This is a genomic window from Heliorestis convoluta (assembly GCF_009649955.1).
GTDB lineage: Bacteria > Bacillota > Desulfitobacteriia > Heliobacteriales > Heliobacteriaceae > Heliorestis > Heliorestis convoluta.
In genome coordinates this window covers 1,735,164-1,753,928 of sequence record NZ_CP045875.1, presented here as the reverse complement: position 1 = coordinate 1,753,928, position 18,765 = coordinate 1,735,164, and the positions used below count along the sequence as shown (strand labels likewise).

The 18,765-nt window shown below is 43.8% G+C and carries 15 protein-coding genes; 3 read left to right on the top strand and 12 right to left on the bottom strand.

All coding sequences use genetic code 11. The features are described from left to right. Positions 1-6 precede the first annotated feature (6 nt). The 6 genes from FTV88_RS08380 to FTV88_RS08355 form a co-directional block, all read right to left on the bottom strand. Positions 7-711 (bottom strand): response regulator transcription factor, encoded by a 705-nt coding sequence (locus FTV88_RS08380; RefSeq protein WP_153725221.1) that lies wholly within the window; start codon positions 709-711, stop codon positions 7-9. A gap of 12 nt (positions 712-723) precedes the next feature. After that, the gene (gene pgeF, locus FTV88_RS08375) at positions 724-1,548 is read right to left on the bottom strand and encodes a peptidoglycan editing factor PgeF (protein ID WP_162007958.1); all 825 of its coding nucleotides are present in this window, start codon (positions 1,546-1,548) and stop codon (positions 724-726) included. Between the two features lie 21 nt (positions 1,549-1,569). Next, positions 1,570-2,076, bottom strand: a complete 507-nt coding sequence (gene nrdG / locus FTV88_RS08370) for an anaerobic ribonucleoside-triphosphate reductase activating protein (RefSeq protein WP_153725219.1) — start codon at positions 2,074-2,076, stop codon at positions 1,570-1,572. A gap of 215 nt (positions 2,077-2,291) precedes the next feature. Beyond that, on the bottom strand, positions 2,292-4,430 hold the full coding sequence (locus tag FTV88_RS08365; RefSeq protein WP_153725218.1) for an anaerobic ribonucleoside triphosphate reductase: 2,139 nt from the start codon (positions 4,428-4,430) through the stop codon (positions 2,292-2,294). Positions 4,431-4,542: 112 nt separating this feature from the next. Further along, positions 4,543-5,001, bottom strand: coding sequence for a transcriptional regulator NrdR (gene nrdR, locus FTV88_RS08360; protein ID WP_153725217.1), 459 nt, complete (start codon positions 4,999-5,001; stop codon positions 4,543-4,545). 150 nt (positions 5,002-5,151) lie between these two features. After that, positions 5,152-5,421 (bottom strand): YlmC/YmxH family sporulation protein, encoded by a 270-nt coding sequence (locus FTV88_RS08355; RefSeq protein WP_153725216.1) that lies wholly within the window; start codon positions 5,419-5,421, stop codon positions 5,152-5,154. Between the two features lie 689 nt (positions 5,422-6,110). Between FTV88_RS08355 and FTV88_RS08350 the strand changes: the two genes are divergently transcribed. Beyond that, positions 6,111-6,758 carry a ComEA family DNA-binding protein gene (locus FTV88_RS08350; RefSeq protein WP_153725215.1) on the top strand — a complete coding sequence of 216 codons (648 nt, stop codon included), beginning with the start codon at positions 6,111-6,113 and terminating at the stop codon, positions 6,756-6,758. A gap of 284 nt (positions 6,759-7,042) precedes the next feature. Beyond that, positions 7,043-8,341, top strand: a complete 1,299-nt coding sequence (locus FTV88_RS08345; protein ID WP_153725214.1) for a peptidoglycan-binding protein — start codon at positions 7,043-7,045, stop codon at positions 8,339-8,341. Between the two features lie 92 nt (positions 8,342-8,433). On the opposite strand, the gene FTV88_RS08340 is transcribed toward FTV88_RS08345, so the two are convergent. Both FTV88_RS08340 and FTV88_RS08335 read right to left on the bottom strand, forming a co-directional pair. Further along, positions 8,434-9,672, bottom strand: coding sequence for a DNA polymerase IV (locus tag FTV88_RS08340; RefSeq protein ID WP_153725213.1), 1,239 nt, complete (start codon positions 9,670-9,672; stop codon positions 8,434-8,436). Then, complete coding sequence (locus tag FTV88_RS08335) at positions 9,669-10,022, bottom strand: hypothetical protein (protein ID WP_153725212.1); 354 nt, start codon at positions 10,020-10,022, stop codon at positions 9,669-9,671. Before FTV88_RS08335 ends, FTV88_RS08340 begins: the two co-directional genes overlap by 4 nt. A gap of 210 nt (positions 10,023-10,232) precedes the next feature. On the opposite strand from FTV88_RS08335, the gene FTV88_RS08330 reads away from it, so the two are divergent. After that, positions 10,233-11,762, top strand: coding sequence for a glycine betaine uptake BCCT transporter (locus FTV88_RS08330; protein WP_153725211.1), 1,530 nt, complete (start codon positions 10,233-10,235; stop codon positions 11,760-11,762). Positions 11,763-12,371: 609 nt separating this feature from the next. On the opposite strand, the gene FTV88_RS08325 is transcribed toward FTV88_RS08330, so the two are convergent. The 4 genes from FTV88_RS08325 to FTV88_RS08310 all read right to left on the bottom strand — a co-directional run bounded on the left by FTV88_RS08325 (position 12,372) and on the right by FTV88_RS08310 (position 18,685). Continuing rightward, positions 12,372-13,694, bottom strand: coding sequence for a replication-associated recombination protein A (locus FTV88_RS08325; protein WP_153725210.1), 1,323 nt, complete (start codon positions 13,692-13,694; stop codon positions 12,372-12,374). A gap of 390 nt (positions 13,695-14,084) precedes the next feature. Then, positions 14,085-14,885: a spore coat protein gene (locus FTV88_RS08320; protein ID WP_243137060.1), complete on the bottom strand. Its 801-nt coding sequence runs from the start codon at positions 14,883-14,885 to the stop codon at positions 14,085-14,087. 88 nt (positions 14,886-14,973) lie between these two features. Next, a complete protein-coding gene (locus FTV88_RS08315) occupies positions 14,974-17,463 on the bottom strand; it encodes a DNA internalization-related competence protein ComEC/Rec2 (RefSeq protein ID WP_153725209.1) in 2,490 nt (829 codons plus the stop codon). A 64-nt stretch (positions 17,464-17,527) separates the two neighbouring features. Beyond that, a complete protein-coding gene (locus FTV88_RS08310) occupies positions 17,528-18,685 on the bottom strand; it encodes a CotS family spore coat protein (protein ID WP_153725208.1) in 1,158 nt (385 codons plus the stop codon). Positions 18,686-18,765 lie beyond the last annotated feature (80 nt).

Below are 18,765 nucleotides of genomic sequence, written 5' to 3'. Positions count from 1 at the left end.
ATATTTTCATCCCATTTCCGCTGGATCGCGGAATTTATATCCCACGCCTCGTACAGTTTCGATATATCTAGGATTGCTTGGGTCCTTCTCGATTTTCTGTCTAATATGGCGAATATGTACATCTACTGTTCTACTATCGCCGTAATAGTCATAACCCCAGACACGTTCCAACAAAAACTCACGGTTAAATACTTTACCAGGATTAGAAGCCAACCATCGCAATAATTCAAATTCTTTCGGTGTTAGATCTTGCTTGCGTCCGTTAATCCAGACTTCATACCTTTCTACATCAATGGACAATTCAGCAACATGAATAGGTCCGCTAGCAGAAGCTTCACCGCGGTGGCTTCTTCTTAATAGAGCCTTGACTCTTGCCACCAGTTCGCGAGGACTAAAAGGCTTGGTCATGTAGTCGTCGGCACCCATCTCTAATCCTAATACTTTATCTACTTCCTCACCCTTTGCTGTAAGCATCATAACAGGCAAGTTCGAGGAACGAGACCGTGAACGAATTCTCCGACATACTTCAAGACCATCAAGGCGAGGAAGCATCAGATCTAATATTACCAAATCGGGCAATTCTTCTTGTAACTTTATAATAGCGCTTTCGCCATCAAGAGCTTCTTCTACCTGATGGCCTTCTTTTTCTAGGTTAAACTTAACAAGTTCTAAAATATTGCTGTCATCTTCAACAACTAAAATCTTAGCCATAAAGTCTCTCCTCTACCTTTCTTCTGTTAACATAATCAAGGCACCATGACGGCCTGTCTGACCATGAGCACGACGATAAGAATAAAAAATATCATCATGGCAAGATGTACATAAATCAAGCGATGAAACTTGCTCTCCTAAAAGTCCGACCTCTTCAAGTTGAAGTTCAATGGCCTTTAAAAGATGAAGTCGCACTGTTCCATCTTTATCTTCAGGAGAAAAAAGCTGATCCGCAAAAGACCATTTTTCCTTAAAAGCTGCCACCACCTCTGGGCCAACAGGATAGCAACAAGGACCAATGGCAGGGCCTATGGCTACATGTATATTGTCAATAAGGCTACCTCGTTGCTTGAATTCTTGAACCATGAGAGCTGGTAAACCAGCAACAGTGCCTCTCCAACCAGCATGAACTGCACCAATTCTTCTATCTATTGGATCATAGTAGAGCAGTAAAGCACAGTCAGCGCCAAAAACAGCCAAAGGCAAGGAAGGAACCTCCGTCGCAATGCCATCTCCATCGAGAAGCTCTATGCCTTCTCGTCTTGCAAAATCATGGCACTCTTCTTTTTCAATCCAGTGTACTTTCGTACCATGTACTTGATTCACAGTAGCCCATTGCGATGAAGATAAGCCCAGGGTCTGGGTAAGCCGCTCTCGATTTTCCCAAACCCTAGCTTCTTCATCTTGAACATGAAAGGCTAGGTTCAGACTATCATAAGGTCTAGAGCTAACGCCCCCATATCTTGTACTAACGGCACCAATCGCACCAGATGGCCAATGGGGATGGAAAAAGACAAAATCGCCTTCACGCTGCTGTGACCACTTCTTCTCTGGCAAAATACTTCCCCTTTCTTTTCATCAATCCATCACTGGAATCACGTTACCTGTCCGAATTGATTCTTTCACGTCAATAATTCGTTGATTTCTTGAGCCTCGAAAAGGCAGAGACAAATCTTTTTCTTCTTCTCTAAAGAGACCATCGATTAACCAGTTCGCTTGCTCTAACAAATCAAGGTAGCTTCTCTCATGCTCCGCCAGCGCTATAATTTGTTCGAAAGTATAACCTGTATAAATGATGAGATGCATTCCCCGAGCACGAATCTTTTGCCCTAGTAACGCAAAGGCCTGGGCTTGCAAAAAAGGTTCACCGCCAGAAAAAGTTACTCCATCTAGATATGTTGTTTTTTCAAGAATCGTTACAATTTCATCGATGGACATCTCTTGCCCTTTCGTCAAATCATGCGTTTGCGGGTTGTGGCAACCAGGACAATGATGAAGACAACCTTGTGCAAAAAGAGTAGCTCGAATTCCAGGCCCATCAACAATGCTATCTTTTACGATGCCTGCCAATCGTAGTGTAATCATTTCGAACTCCTATTACTTTCGATCATTTTCCTTTTCTTCCTTCGTGCGTCATCTCTATGTTTCCTCTCCATCATTATATAGGAAAAATTCATAAAGTGAAAAGCCCTGCCCGATTCGGCGAATCAACCAAGGGATTGGACAAGCTACGTAGAGAATCTGTACGAAAGCGATGAAAGCGACCCGATACTCCTATGAGTATTGGGCCGCTTTTTCGATCAATGACAGCAATCCGATTTGGGATTGTAATGGACTCTCCGGCTCGCTTCTTCCTTTTTCTTGGCATCGTTAAAATGATCCAGTGTAGAAAGATAGCCTGTAATGCGTCGAACTCGTGTAATGGCGCCTTCACCACATTTGCAACAAGAATCTTCGGGAATAACACCGTAGTAACCACAAGATTTACAGATATCAACGGGAAAATTAATAGCTCCATAACCCATGTCGGCGTCATACATGGCTTTAATTAAGCTTTCAAAAGCTTGTAAGTTATGCTCCGGTGCTGAAGGCAGTTCCACATAAGAGATATGGCCTGCATTGCAATATTTATGATAAGGTCCTTCAATGGCGATTTTTTCGAACGCACCAATCTTATAATCGACTGGAACATGAAAAGAGTTGGTGTACCACTCTCGATCGGTGATACCTTCTACAATCCCGAAAAGACCTCTGTCTTTCGCTGTAAACTTCCCAGACAATCCTTCAGCGGGCGTAGCTAGCAAAGAGAAATTAAGTTTCCTCTTTTGGGTCTCTTGATCAAGGCGCGCTCGCATATGAGCCACAATTTTAAGACCTAGATCTTGCGCTTTTGCTGATTCCCCATGGTGACTCCCCACCAAGGCGATAAGGCATTCGGCCAAGCCAATGAAACCCATAGACAAAGTGCCATGTTGAATCGACGATTCTATCGTATCATGAGGCCCTAATTGTTCACTATCTAGATAAAGGCGTTGCCCCATGAGAAAAGGAAAATCTCGGACTTTTAAGTTGCTCTGAACGGTATAACGAGTTAGCAACTGTTGAACGACCAGTTCAATCGTTTCATCAAGGAGAGACCAGAAGCGCTCTAGATTGCCTTCTGCACGAAGGCCTAGCCGAGGTAAGTTAATGCTTGTAAAAGAGAGATTCCCACGACCTTCTGTAACTTCAGGCCCTACTACATTGCCAATGACTCGGGTACGGCAACCCATATAAGCCACTTCTTCACCTTGCTCACTGTAAGGCTTGTTGAAAGATGCGTCTTGAAAAGCAAAGTTTGGGAAGAGACGTTTGCATGCTACCTTCATCGATAATTGAAACAGATCATAGTTCTTATCTTCGGGATTATAGTTAACGCCTTTTTTGATTTTAAAACAAACATTGGGGAATATAGGCGCTTCTCCCTTGCCTAAGCCTCGTGCATATGCTTTGAGAAAAGTGCCTGTAATAAGCCGACCTTCCCAAGAAGTATCGGTACCAAAATTAATCGATGAAAAAGGCACCTGGGCCCCTGCACGGCTGTGCATCGTGTTGAGGTTATAGATAAAGCCTTCCATAGCTTGATAAGTCTCCGCTTCTACACGGCGTCGAACCAATTGATCGGCCTTTTCCGGAGAAACCTCAAGATCCAAAGACTGAAAATCCTTTAGAAGCTCTTCTTTTTGGCGTTCATACTCAGACTTCACATAAGGAGCTAGATCGGAATCGAAAGATGCATAAGACTGACCGCCATGCATGTCATTCTGATTCGACTGCAAAATAATCGCTGCTAACGCTGCTGCTGTCTTAATACTTTTGGGAGGACGAATATAGCCGTGACCATTATCAAAACCTTTGGCTAACAATCTACTTAATGGGATTTGCAAACAAGTCATCGTTTTGCCGTACCAAGCCAGATCATGAATATAAATATCACCATTGCGATGAGCTGCCGATTCTTCTTCAGGAATAACGCGGTTTAAGTAGTAGTTCACCGAAGCTACTTCAGAAATCTGAAGAACCTTGGCGGAAGGGCTGTTCGACACGTTGGCATTTTCACGACTCGTTTCTCTCAGAATCTCTTGTACAGCATCCATCAAGTCAGAACGAGCATCACGAATTCTTGTACGCTGGCTGCGATAGATTATGTATGCTTTTGCAGTTCGAGCATGGCCTTCTTCAATCAAAACCTTTTCTACCATGTCTTGCACATCTTCAACCGAAAAAATATGTCCATTGTATTTTGCTTTCAAAGCACGTATCACTTGTAGCGTCAATTCCATCGCCATATGGCGGTCTTCCCCACCGACTGCTTTCGCTGCTTTGAAAATGGCATCGGTAATCTTTGATTCATTAAAATCAACGACCCGTCCATCTCTTTTGCGAATCTGGTTGAACAACCATCATTCCTCCTTAAGCAGGTATCCTTATTTATATAATTGACACTGTGGTTACATTGTTAATTGCTATCTCTAATAGCCCTAAGAAATCGGTGCCTCGCGTAAAAACAACCTACTTATTCTTCAGTAAAAGTCTCTCTACTTCTTCTAAAAACCGATTCAAGTCTTTAAATTGACGATAGACAGAAGCAAATCGCACATAAGCAACTTCATCTAGATCACGCAACTTTTCCATAACAAGCTCCCCAATCTGTTGCGCCGTCACTTCTCGACTACATTGGTTGCGTAGATCTCTTTCCACAGAAAAAACAAGCGCCTCAATTTGATCCGTCGCAACAGGCCGCTTTTCACACGCCCTTAGCAGTCCCTTCGCAAGCTTGTCTCGATCAAAAAGCTCTAAGGAACCATCTTTTTTACGGACCAATAGAGGCATCTCTTCTGCTTTCTCTAGAGTTGTAAAGCGTCTATTACAGTCAGAACATTCTCTGCGCCGTCGAATCGCTCTTCCGTCTTCAGCAGAACGGGTATCTATGACCTTGGTCTCAGAATGACCACAGTATAGACAATACATTGGATAAACCCCGCTTCTTTTTACTAGATCTAGTGCACGAGTAATTATATCTTTCTACATATTGATGCGTCAAGGCACAATTTGCCATACTTTCGCATAATAAGAGCCTTTAATCGAAGTCATCTCTTTCCTTCGATTAAAGGCTTTCTTTTAGCCAATATCTTGATGAAAAGGCTCACCAAGATGATTTAATTCTACAAGAATCACATCAATACCAATTTTTTTGATTTTATCCCAAGGTACAATTAAATCATCGCCACCCTTACCAAAAAGACCCATAATACGTCCCTGGGCAGGCAATATCAGTGCTTTTACCTTGCCCATTTCTGGATCAATATCAATATCTTTAATAACGCCCAACCGCCGACCATCTGTCACATTTACAATATCACGAGTTCGCAGATCTGAGATCTTAATCAAAGGCAGGACACCTCCTTCTTATGAACGCATAATGAATCAGACAATCTAAGGACCCAAACTTGAACTTGTCAGAAGCCTAGAGTAAATTCATTTACTACAGCAAGTAAAGATGAAAATCAACTTTACTTGATTATGTTGGTGTTACTTCTTGCATGGGACTGGTCATCACGCTTTCCTCCGCTCTGGACTGGTCCCACGCTGTTACCGCCAGCAAGCTACTGATGCGCTGAGGTCCCAAGTCCCGCTGCGGAAAGCGTGATGCCCAGTCCCAGAGAGCTTTTTATTAATTGTTACTCCCGTTGACACTGCTTGGCGTAACTTCCTGCTATGTTTACACAACTGTCTATTGCATTTGCAATAGGCCAAAACGCAGTCACAACCAGCAAAATGTACCTGGGTCAGGCGTTATGACTTCCTGGAGAGAGGACTTCAGACCTCAGCCATCGGCAGCTTGCTGCCGCTCATGGCGTGGGATGAGTCCGTTCGGAAGGAAATCATAACGCCTGACCCCACCACAAAGTAGCTATTTTCTTTCGTGTTAACTAAAGTAGAGACTTTTTCAGTGCTTTCAAACTGTACAAGAAAAATGATTTTTCCTAACAAATTCCGAATCACAGAAGAAGGAATAAATAGAGATATGTCGAAAGAATTGAAATTAAGGAAAACAATGGTCGCAGGAGGAATTTTTGGTGGAAAACAAAAAAAGGATCTATTACATTGCTGGTGCAATTGTAATCGCCCTTGTGGTCGGCATGCTTTTGCAAGGAAGTCGTTTTTATTCTAATGAAAGAGTCATTAACTTGCCCAATGAAGCCCATGCACAAAATCAAAGTGATAGAAGCAAAGATAATGCTTATGATGAGGTAGAAGAAGAAGGGCCTTCTATCTTTATACATATTACAGGTGCTGTACAAAATCCTGGTGTCTATCGTCTGCAAGAGGGGAGTCGTATGGAAGATGCTCTCCAACTTGCTTATCCAATGGAAGAAGCGGACATTGAAGTTTTAAACCGAGCTTCTTTACTCATTGATGGACAAAAGGTAATTGTACCTTTGCGTCAAGATAGCGCGGTAGAAGCGCATCTAGTATTGGCCAGTCACAATAATAACAACAGTCAGGGAAGTGCCATTACCGCCAGTGGGTTGGTTAATATCAATCGAGCAGAAAGCAGGGATTTAGAGCAATTGCCAGGCATTGGCCCAGCGTTAGCGCAAAAAATTATTGATCATCGTACGACCCAGGGGCCTTTTCGTAAAGTAGAAGACTTGCAGAATGTTGCTGGAATTGGGGCGAAGAAATATGCTGATCTTCGCGACAAGATTGCTGTTGTAGATTAAATTTAGCGAAAGAGTTTGCCTACGCTTTTTCTTATTTCGTCTGCTTTCCATAAAGATCGAGTGAATAAATAACACTGGGTCTTTTTTTGTTTTTAAAGCTTAGAGCTGCCATTTTATTAATAATTAACAACTAATGCCCTCTGTTTCAATTAATTTTGTATGGATCTGACCCCCTGATATGTATTAGGATTATGCATGTACCATTTGTCATGTAGCAATGTTGCAAATTCATTGTTGCAGAGGATAAAGGTTTTTTTATTATTACAGGAAAGGTGGATAAGCTTTTGAAACGTAAACTGACAATTGCAGCTCTTTCTGTCTTCTTATTGTTGGCCATGACCATTTCTATGGTTTTTGCTACGACGGAAGAAATGACAGGTCTGGCTGTTGTAGAAAGAGGCGCCTATTTACGGACAGAACCGAAACTAAATGCAACTCGAATTCAGCTTGTTCCCAAGGGAGAGACACTTGTTGTCTTAGAACAAGCGAATCAGTACTGGCAGAAAGTACAGACCCAAAATGGTCGAATTGGCTATATTACCACCAATCCGACTTATGTGAAAGCCATTCCTAGCAATGTGAATGCTACGCTTCAATTGGAGCGTTCTCTAAAAAGAGGCGATCGTGGTAACGATGTTGTAGAAGTGCAAATGCGACTGACCAATCTTGGCTTTTATACGGGTCGTGTCGATGGTGACTTCGGTCCTATGACCCATCGAGCGGTAGAGAACTTCCAAAGAGAGCACAATCTAATTGTTGATGGTGTAGTAGGCCCGCAGACGACAAGAAAGCTCAATGAACTTCTAGCTGGAAATGGTCAGGCTGCAGCACCTGTAGCAGCGCCTGTAGCAGCACCAGCCAATAACAATAGTGCAGCCCCTGTAACAGGAAGCAATGACACGGCGCCAGCGGGACAAGCTTCTGTGACGACCAAAACACTGGGTCAGGGTACTTCCTGGGCAACAGAAATGTATGTGATTAAAGGTGCCAAGGAAGGTCCTACCGTGATGATCGTAGGCGGTGTTCATGGTAATGAGCCTGCTGGTTTTCGTGCCGCTCGTCAAATCAAAGACTGGAAGATTGAAAATGGTACTTTGATTGTTATTCCTGATGCTAACAAAGTCGGTATTAGTAACAATCGCCGGAATTCTTCTTTTGGTGACTTGAACAGAGCCTTCCCACAAAGCAATGGTGCTACGGCTAGCGATGCTCTATCCAGAGCAATCTGGAGTGAGTATCAGGCTTACAAGCCTCAATATGTTCTAGACCTGCATGAAGGATACGATTATAATGTGCAGAACCGAAACTCTGTAGGACAGACGATTATCTATCATCCTTCTGGTCAGATGCAAAGCTTTGCCAACAAACTGACAGCTGAATTGAACAAAAACTTGCCGTCTACAAAGCGCTTTAATGTTCTTCGCAACCCTGTAGGTGGCAGTCTGGCTCGTGCTGCTGGTCTTCATGGGTCTGAAGCAGCTATTTTTGAGACTTGCACTAAAGATCCGATTAACACAAGAGTGCAGTATCAAATCAAAGCTGTGGAAATGTTCTTTGACCATGCTGGTATGAAGCGTCAGTAAGCTTTTGATGAATTGCTTTGCCCAAAGTTATTGAAAGTCAAAAACCCCCTGAAGTTCTTTTTTGGAGCTTCAGGGGGTTTTTTATTGCGATCTTAGGCTTCGTGCCCTCCGATTTTTCGGGCTCTATCTTTGGCAACACCTGCTGTTGTTAAGGAGCAGCCCCGTAAAATGGCTGTCGTACCGAAGCGTTCTCTAACACTGTCTATAACACGATGCAGGCGATCTTGTTGGGCCCGATCTACAAAAAGTTCTTGTTGCAATATCTCATCGTCTACTAGGTTATCAAGACCTACGGAAACAGAACGAACGGGCAAGCCATTCCAGTGACGATGCAAGAGCATTTTGACAGCACGAAAGGCTTGCTCTGAAAGATTGGTTGGCGCAGGAAGGCTGAATTGGCGATGAAAGCCTCTGGTAAGATCGTAGGAGCGAAGGGAAAGCGAGAGGGTTCGACCTGCTTTTTGCAGGCGTCGAGCGCGACTACAGACTTGATCAGTAAGCTCTAAGAGAACGGTTTCAATGTCTTCCAGTTGGTGGTAGTCTCGAGGCAAGGTGATAGAATGGCCAATGCCTTTTGGATTTTCTAGCGATTGTGGCAAGACTGGTGAGGCGTCTCGTCCCCAGGCCAGGTGGTGATAGATTTCACCTCGGAGCCCGAAACGCTTCGTGAGATAATAGACAGGATAGTGTGCTACGTCTCCAATGGTCAAAAGACCCATGTTACGAAAATGGCGCTCCATGCGGGAACCAATCATAAACATTTTTCTGATGGGAAGAGGATGGAGCTTTTTTTCTATATCTTCTTTTCGCCAAAAGGCGATGCCTTGAGAGCTTTTCTTGGCTTCAATGTCGCAAGCCATTTTGGCTAGGAATTTGTTATGGCTCATTCCAATCGAACAGGGAATGTTAAGCTCTTCGCGGAGGCGTTGGCGAAAGCGATGGGCTACTTCTTCAGCGGACGTACCCATCTTCTCTGTACCGGCTGTGTCTATAAAAAGCTCATCGACGCTATAGGGTTCTACGAGCGGTGAAAAAGTGCGAGCGATTTGCTGTATTTTCCAAGATATTTCAAGATAAAGAGCCATGCGAGGTAAGACGCACTGCGCTTCTGGACAGAGAGCCAGCGCTTCTCCGACAGTCATTGCTGTCTTAATGCCATAGGCTTTCGCTTCTTGTGAAGCCGCTAAGATAATGCCGTGACGTCGCTCTGGATCGCCACAGACGAGGACAGGTTTGCCCTGTAGCGCTGGATTGTGAGCCCTCTCTACGCTAGCGTAGAAAGAGTTCATGTCAGCCAGTAAAATGGTAGCTTCTTCTTTCTGAAGGCTCATACTTCTTCAACACCTACAATGGCTGTGATGGGAATGGAGAAGGAAGTCCCTTCTTTTTCAAGACGTAAAAAACCGGGCGGTTGACCGAGACGAAGGGGCCTGCCTTGGACTGCTTTGACATAGTTTTTTTCTTTGACCAGCAAAGTAAGATGTGTACCTTGGGCGATTGCTGTTTCAATGAGCCCTTGTAACTCTTCTAAATAGTCTTGCGTAGGGCAGGGTATGGCGCTATCGGCGAGACTTTCTTCACAGACTTTTTCGATGGAACCAGCTCGGTGTTCTGGCAAGATCATTCGTGACCCTTGCCAGAGTCGGTTCTCACCAAAAAAGGTATGGCTACGCTGACGCATATAGAACCTCCTTACCGAGAATATAATTTCTAGGAATTTTAGTTCTATTATATGCTGTGCACCATCTTTTGTCATGATGGTAAATTGAAGAAATTTTTAAATTGTATAGAAAAAATCAGTTCGGGATTACTAGAGTAAGAAAATGATGAAAGAATTAAAAGGAAATCCTGTCTAGCTTGTCTAGTAAGGATTTGGCGACGGAGGGTATGCATGGTTCGTTATATCTCCATGGCCTGTATTTTTCTTTTTGTACTCTGGGGTGCCATTCATCCTGCTGGGCTAACGGCAACGGCCGAAGGACTGCTCGGTTTTACAATTGAGAAATTTGGTTGGTTTTATCTATTGGCCACTTTTGGCTTTCTCCTTTTTTCTCTTTATCTGGCCTTTAGCAAGCATGGTTCTATTAAGCTAGGCTCTGACGATGATGAGCCTGAGTACGGAAAGCCTACTTGGTATGCCATGCTTTTTAGTGCTGGTATGGGCATTGGCCTCGTTTTTTGGGGCGTGGCGGAACCGATGTTTCACTATGCAGCGCCTCCTTTTGATGTTGCTGAAGAAAGTGTAGAAGCTGCTCGTATGGCCATGCGTTATTCTTTCTTTCATTGGGGGCTTCACCCCTGGGGTATTTATACAGTAATTGCGCTGGCTTTGGCTTATTTTAACTTTCGCAAAGGATATCAAGGCTTGATCAGCCATACTTTTTATCCTCTTTTGGGAGAAAGAGTGAACGGTCCTATTGGTAAAGCCATCGATACTTTGGCAATTATTGCAACTGTTTTTGGAGTGGCTACTTCTTTGGGATTGGGCGCCTTGCAAATCAACGGCGGCCTGTCCTATCTTACGGGCATACCGAACGTGATTACAACGCAATTGATCATTATTGCTGTTGTTACGGTGCTTTATATGATTTCAGCGAGTACAGGCCTGAATCGGGGGATTAAGACTTTAAGCAATATCAATCTAAAGCTTGCTCTGGGTCTGCTCTTTTTTGCCCTTTTTAGTGGTCCTACTTCTTTTATCTTCGATCTTTTCACCTTAACTTTGGGAGGCTATCTACAAAACTTTATTCAGATGAGCTTACGCCTTACTCCTTTTACGAAAGGAGAATGGATTGCCAACTGGACTCTTTTCTACTGGGCTTGGTGGATTGCTTGGGCACCTTTTGTCGGTTCTTTTATTGCTCGTGTTTCTAAGGGAAGAACAATTCGAGAATTCGTTCTTGGTGTTTTGCTTGTGCCAAGTCTTTTTAGCTTTGTCTGGTTCTCTGTCTTTGGTGGTAGTGCTTTGCACTTCGAGATGTTTGAAGGTCGTGGAATTGCAGAAGCTGTACAAGCCGATGTATCGTCAGCGCTTTTTATTACGCTAGAGCAATTTCCTGTTGGTTTGTTATTATCCATACTAGCAACTTTGTTGATTACCACTTTTTTTATTACTTCTGCTGATTCGGCTACTTTTGTCTTAGGGATGCTTTCTTCGGAAGGAAGGCTCAATCCATCCGTACGAGTAAAGTTAGCTTGGGGCTTTTTACAATCAGCCAGTGCGGCTGTGCTTTTGTTAAGTGGAGGGTTACAGGGCTTACAGACCGCATCAATTGTAGCCGCTTTGCCTTTTGCTGTAATTATGGTCTTTATGTGTATGTCTATTATTAAGTCTTTAGAAGAAGAAGATAAAGAACGCTTTCGCTCAGATCGTATGCGCAACAAGCAGTTAGAAGTGCTTTTTCGGCAACAAGAAAAATAAATCAAGATGGCTTTAGGTAGGAGCCGAAGAGCTAAGGATATACGAAAAAGCCACTTATGATTAGAAGGAAAATCGCATAGTGGTTGGCAAAGTTTTGTGGTGGGTCAGGCGTTATGATTTCCTTCCGAAGGTCCTACCCACGCCATAAGCGGCAGCAAGCTGCGTGAAAGGCTGAGGTCTGAAGTCCTCTCTCTCCAGGAAGTCATAACGCCTGCCCCAGGTACATTTTGCTGGTTGTGACTGAGTTTTGGCCTATTGCAAATGCAATAGACAGTTGCGTATACATAGCAAAAAGTTACGCAAAGCAATGCCAATGGGAGTAACAATCAGCAAAAACTTTCTGGGCCTGGGCATCACGCTTTCCGGAGCGGGACTTGGGACCTCAGCTGTCGCCAGCTTGCTGGCGGTAACAGCGTGGGACCAGTCCAGAGCGGAGGAAAGCGTGATGCCCAGGCCCCTGCAAGCAGTAACCCCAACGGCGGCAATCAGAAAAAGTTGCTTTTCATCAAATGGTTCTGCTCGTCGAGCATGACTGTTTATGTTTAGCAGGTAGCAGGTAGGTAGCTTTAGGTCAATGCTGTAACAGCCTGTGAACATATATGCTAGAGGCTACCTATTCGGTTGCAAATAGCTTTGCAGCTTTTGCAACCACTCTTTAATCCTATGTTCTTGTCCTTGTTCTGTAGGCTGATAAAAGCATTTGCCTTCCATTTCGGGAGGCAGGTAGCTTTGTTTTACATAGCCGCCAAAATCGTGGGGGTACTGATAGCCTTCCCCTTTTTGAAGTACTTTTGATGCAAGAGAATGAGAGCTGTCAGCCAAGTGTGGAGGCACTTGAAAGCCTTTGCTTTCTCGTACAGCGGCTCTGGCCTGATAGATTGCATTTTTGGCGCTATTGCTTTTGGGAGCTGTCGCTAAATAAATGGTTGCTTGTGACAGTGGAATTTGTCCTTCTGGCAAGCCTACCATTTTGACGGCTTCGGCTGTCGACTGGGCTAATACAAGAGCCATTGGGTCAGCAAGCCCAATGTCTTCTGCAGCGTGAATGATAAGTCTGCGAGCGATATAAAGTGGATCTTCGCCCGCTTCTAGCATAACAGCAAGCCAGAACAAAGCGGCATCAGGGTCTGAACCGCGTATGCTTTTAATGAAAGCAGAAATCGTATCATAGTGGCCACTGCCTTTTTTGTCATAATAAGTAGCCATCTGGCCCGTTACTTCCATGACTTGCTGGGCTGTTACTTTTTCAGAAGGATCGTGAACTGTTATGATCATGTCTAATAGAGTCAAGGCCGCTCTGCCGTCGCCTTTAGAAGCTCTGATAATGAGATCAAAAGCTTCTTCCGTTAATGTTGCCACAGAAAGGCCTAAGCCTCGTTCTGGATCGGTGAGGCTTCTCTCCAGCAAAGATCGTACTTCATTTTCTTGTAAAGGATAAAGCATATAGACGCGCAACCGTGAGATTAAAGCAGCGTTTACTTCATATAGTGGATTTTCTGTAGTGGCTCCAATTAACAAGATTGTACCGTCTTCTATGGCTGGGAGGAGCAAATCTTGCTGGGCCTTGTTAAAGCGATGGATTTCGTCAATAAACAAGATAGTGCGTTGTTGGTAATAGCCTAGACGCTCTGCTGCGCTATGAATGGCTTTTTTGATTTCTGCTGAATTGCTGCTAACGGCAGAAAGGGTTACAAAATAACTTTCCGTTTTGCGGGCAATTAATTGGGCCAAAGTCGTTTTTCCCGTTCCTGGGGGGCCATAAAGGATGAGAGAATGTAAGTTATCTTCTTCAATCATTCGTCGTAAGGCGGTGCCGGGTCCTATTAAGTGGGACTGCCCAACCACTTCATCGAGATTCTGAGGGCGCATTCGATAAGCCAGTGGACCTTCTGTTCCTTTTTTCTGTTCTCGTTGATACGAAAAGAGATCCATTTTTCGCTTTTCCTTTCTCTTATCCTAGTGAGATCTTCTTTTTTACCTATTTTACCATAGAAGCGCCCTTTTTATGGTAAGTCTACTCTCACGAGGAAGAACCTGATGAAGATAGTGATATAACGATTGCTGTCTCTGTTTCTTTTGTTACCAGTACAATGTCTTTATTCACTTCACACTTGTCATAAGAAGCAAGACGAAAGCTAGGGCAGGCCTTTGATTCACTCCTAGAGGGAGAGGACCTCAGACCTCAGCCTTTCAGGCAGCTTTTGCTGCCGCTTATGGCGTGGCATGAGTCTCTTCGGAAGGAATGAATAACGCCTGCCCCAGCACAAGGTTTAATAAATAACGCAGAACCGTACCTCGGTGTTACTACGGTGCTTCGAGCCGCTACTGCAACTGCGTAGTCCCCTGCATTGCAAAGGATCCAGTTGGTTGATAGGTGTTCATCATTGTTTGTGTCGTATTGGCAGCCAAAGTAGGAACTTGGTACATGCCTTTTTGGTTCATATATTGGAAAGTTTCGTAAGCTTGATTAATGCAAGATTGAACGCAATTGCTTATAATTTGACGAAGTGTTGGATCGGCACACTCTAGAGCTGCAATCGTACTTTTCATAGCCAAAGATTTGGTGCAACTTAACAGACCAGAAGCCACATCGCGATCATCCACTTGGTTGATATTGCTATTAGGCTGTTGTGGTGCTGGGTTGCGCAATCCGTACGCTGGGCTGCTTTGAATCGGTGTACGGTAGGAAGAGGTAGGTTGCCCCTGACGGTTTTGCAGGAAAGATACAAGACTTTGATAGTTTGATTGCATGTGTTGCAACTGATGATCAACGATTTGAGAAAGCCTTTGGTCTTTAATGTGAGGACGATATAGTTCAAAGGTATTAATGCAGTCGATGGTGCCTGTAAGGATTTCATGTGTCATGATTAACTCATGAGCACCGATTTTTTGCTGCGATACTATCATATTCTGCTGTGTCGTTCCACCATACAGGGATTGTGAGCCCAGCATGCTTGTACCGATACCTGTACCGATGCCTGTACTGATGCCTGTACCGCCCATGGTCGCCCCTGTACCTACAGTTGAGCCAAAGGGAATGGACATACCAGCACCGAAGGTTGTCCCCTCGTTCATGCCTGAACCTGTCTGAGCTTGTTGTGTTCTATACCTTTGATTATCCATTTTAACTCAACCTCCATAACCATTTTTCCACGTGTTAATATCTCTCCAAAACAAGAAAAGATACTGGTTGATGGACTGTTAAATTTTCTCAAAAAAAACGCACTGTCTCGTACCAGATTCTACGTCCATTGCTTTCTATGGTTACAGCGCCATGAAGATCGGTACGTAATAAGGTAGAGCCTATAGAGTCCCAAGCTTCTAAAGCTTCGGAAGAAGGATGTCCGAAATAGTTGCGACCTACCGTAATAACAGCGATTTGGGCTTCTGTCTCTTTCACAAAAAGTTCATCAAAAAATTTACTACCGTGATGAGGTATTTTGACGACCTCTGCTCGCAAATCTACTTTTCCTTGTTTTGCGAGGGAAGCTAGTTCCCTTTGTCCTTCGATTTCCAGATCGCCTGTAAAAAGCATATGCACATTTTGGTGTTGTAACAGTAAGACGATGGAACTGTCATTTATATTGGCTTGAGGACTTCTTTCTCCTGGATAGAGTACTGTTAAAGCCACCCTCTTGTCAGGGCTAATATCGCTCAGCGGGGCGGGACTTTCCCAGATAGGAACCTTCTTATCAAGAGCAATGCTTTTTAATTCTTCATATGTAAATACTTCTTTCGGAGGCGGAGAAAGGATTAGCTGTCCGACTGAAAAATTTTGAACTAGATACAGTAAACCGCCAATATGATCTTGATCGGCATGCGTATTGATTATCAGATCGATATGACCAATTCCTTTATGATTAAAAAAAGCGGCCACAACTTTTTCACCAGGATCGTAGGGCCTTCTGTTCGCAAGTGCTGTCAAAAGTTGGTTCTCTTTGCTAGTTTCTTGTCCCAGTGCTCTCTGATACCCTACAGGTCCTGGTGTATCGATGAGGATGCGTTTTCCTTCTGGCGTTTCAATAAAAATGGCGTCACCTTGTCCCACGTCAATAAAGGTTACTTTTACAGTAGCGGGAGTAAATAAGGATGGTACTAGGAAAAGCAGAAGGATGATCGCGCTGGCAGGTAGTAAAGCCCTTTGAAAAGAAGCCAGCACTTTAGGGCTTATGTTATTGAGGTAGACTTCGCGACTTACAATAAGAGCCAGATAATAGGCGACCATAAGTAGGGGATGAGGGGTAGCGACCGTGAGAGCTGCGCCAGGTATTGTAGAGAGCTTGCGCAAAAGGTAGGTTGTTATTTCTACGATTAGGGCGAGAGAAGTGAGAAGATAGGATGCGCCTGTCTCCCAAAGAAAGAGAAGAAGAAAAATGGCAAAGCCGAAGGTAATGACGGTAGCAATAAAAAGGCCGGCTACGAGATTGGCCACAAAGCCAGACAGGGAGAGCAAGTTAAAGTAATAGATTGTTAGAGGTGCTACTGCCAACTGGGCCGCTAAGGATAAGGCCAAAATGGCAATAGGTCCTTTTAGATAAAAAGGAAGATTGCGTCCCCCTAGCCACTGTTGAAAAAGAGGGAGAAAATATAAAATACCCCAGGTCGCAGCAAAAGACATCTGAAAGCCGATATCCCCCAGCATTAAAGGATTGTAGAGCAAAATCGCCATTGCTGCTGCTGCCATCATGGTAGGTGGGTCGGCTTTTTTCTGAAAGCCGTAGGCTAGGAGTCCTCCTAAAGCCATTAAAACAGCACGTTGTACAGATGGCGGAAAAGCTGTCATAAAACCATAAAAGAAAAGAATGGTTGTTGTAATTAAGATACTTGGCCAGATAGGAAGGCGCCACTGTCGCCCACTGCGTAAAAGGACCATAACGGTTCCTGCAAGGACGCCTACAGCTGTACCCGATACAGCAAACGCATGAGCTACACCTGTAATTCGAAAAACTTCCCGATCTTCTTCCGTGAGCCCTTCTTGGCCACCAAAGATAATGCCACCAATGACGCCACTTGCCGAAGGCGGTCCGTGATTTTGAATAAAAGAAATCATTTGATTGCGTAGAGAAGAGGCTTTCGCTCCAAGGGCCATAACGAGGCTGTTTCTATCTTCAGAATCTAGAAAACGGATAGATTCGGGAGAGCGAAGAGTCATCTCTCGAGCAATCCCTTGACGCCACAGATAAGCTTGATAATCAAAAGCACCGGGATTTCTTCGTTGACTGGGCACATAGATAGTTCCTGAGAGAGAAAGAGCTTGTCCGATGACAACTTCTTGAGGCAATGGTGGCCCTGTGTACTTGACTCGAATCTTTTCTCCATCGGGACGTCGTAGATCAAAGAGAAGTTGAGTGGGTCTTTCTTGTACGGAAACAACTTTTCCGTAGATAGCCTTATTTTCTTCTTCTGCTAAATCAGACGGAATAAGAGCTTGTTGATAACTATAAAACCAAGCCATTGTAAAGATTAGCAGATAAAGAAGCCATCGGGCTGGCATTGCTTTATGAGGCCTCAAGAAGTGGCCTTGCTTTGGAAAAAGATAGGCATCACCAACATAGAAGAGCAATGCTGCAATGATGGTCAAAGAAAGCCATAAGCCGATTACATCTTGAGAAAGAGGATAGCGATAGTACTCTCCATGGGCAATGCCAAAAGCGACACCCATTGCCATATATAAAACAAAAACCACAAGAGGTCTCTGCATATTTCCACCTCCTGTGGTAACTTTCTACAAATATAGCAAAATACCTTTGTTGAAAAAATAATTACTAGGAAGATTTGTATATTTTTTTGTACAAATCTAACTGATAAGGTAAACCAATCGAAGATTGCTCTAGCCAATTTATACACTCGTCTGTACTGTCACTTTGGAAAAGAGAAGCTATTGTACTTTGTTGACGACATAAGAAACCAAAGCAGTATTCCCGGGCATAACGTTGGAGAAAGCGGTTTTTAGAGGAAAAATCACTATCTATGTGGGCCAATCGATGAAAAAATTCTCGATGACTCATGGCAGATTCTTCGCGAAAAAAGCGATGACAAAGTCGCCAAAACTTTTGTGGAAAAGTCAATAAAGCCAATAAAACGGGATACTCAGCAGCTGTAAGTGGTCGTATTTCATCATAGGTTTGCAAGATTTGTTGTCCTCGTTGAAAAGACCAGCGCCAGTAACGTAGAGTTCGATCGAGCAGCCGAGCTAGATCGCAGACATATATATCGAAGCGACAATAGTCAAAGTCGATCAGTCTTGCTTGATTGTAATGATCGAGCACAAAATTTCGAGCGGCAATATCACGATGGACAAATGTTTTTTCCAATCTTCCCTGGAGGCAAACCTGATCATATTGAGATTTTTCCAAGATAAACAAGGAAGCTTCTGCCTGCGTGATGGCTTGATCGAGCCAGGACAAGAGAGATTTTTCCAAGGGTATTGATAATGCAAGTTTTTTAGAAGCTACGTAAGAGCGATAGTTATGTAAATCTTTGGTGCGACGCTGTAGTACCTTGGGCCAGCGGTCCCAGTAAGCGCGACGGCTTTGCGCTGGAACTTGTAAGCCCTTGGCTTGTTGATGAAACTGTGCTACTGTTTTTGTCGCTGCTAGAATATGGCTTTCTCGTTGGAAGTCACAAGGTCTATCGGCAACCCAGTCTGTTAAAAAAGCAAAGCCTTCTTGAAAGGGTGTATAAGAATCGCCTTCATAAGTAGGAATTAATTGCGGTGAAAGGGAAAAGTGTTGTTGATTGAGATGAGCCATAGCCTGGCAGATAAACTGAAGTTTTTCTTCTTCGTAGGTTACTTTTTTGAGACAGAGGGGACCGAGGTTGCTTTCCAGTCGCCAGACTACGGAAAGCTGTTGAATTGCTGAAACGGTAACTTTATACTTTTTTTTAAGCAAAGTGACCACTTCTTCTGCTACATAATTCAAATTTGATCACCTGCAGGTTTGGACTTGAGAGTGTTTTCCCGATGCTATACAATATGAGAAAGCTGTCGATGTCGTTTCTA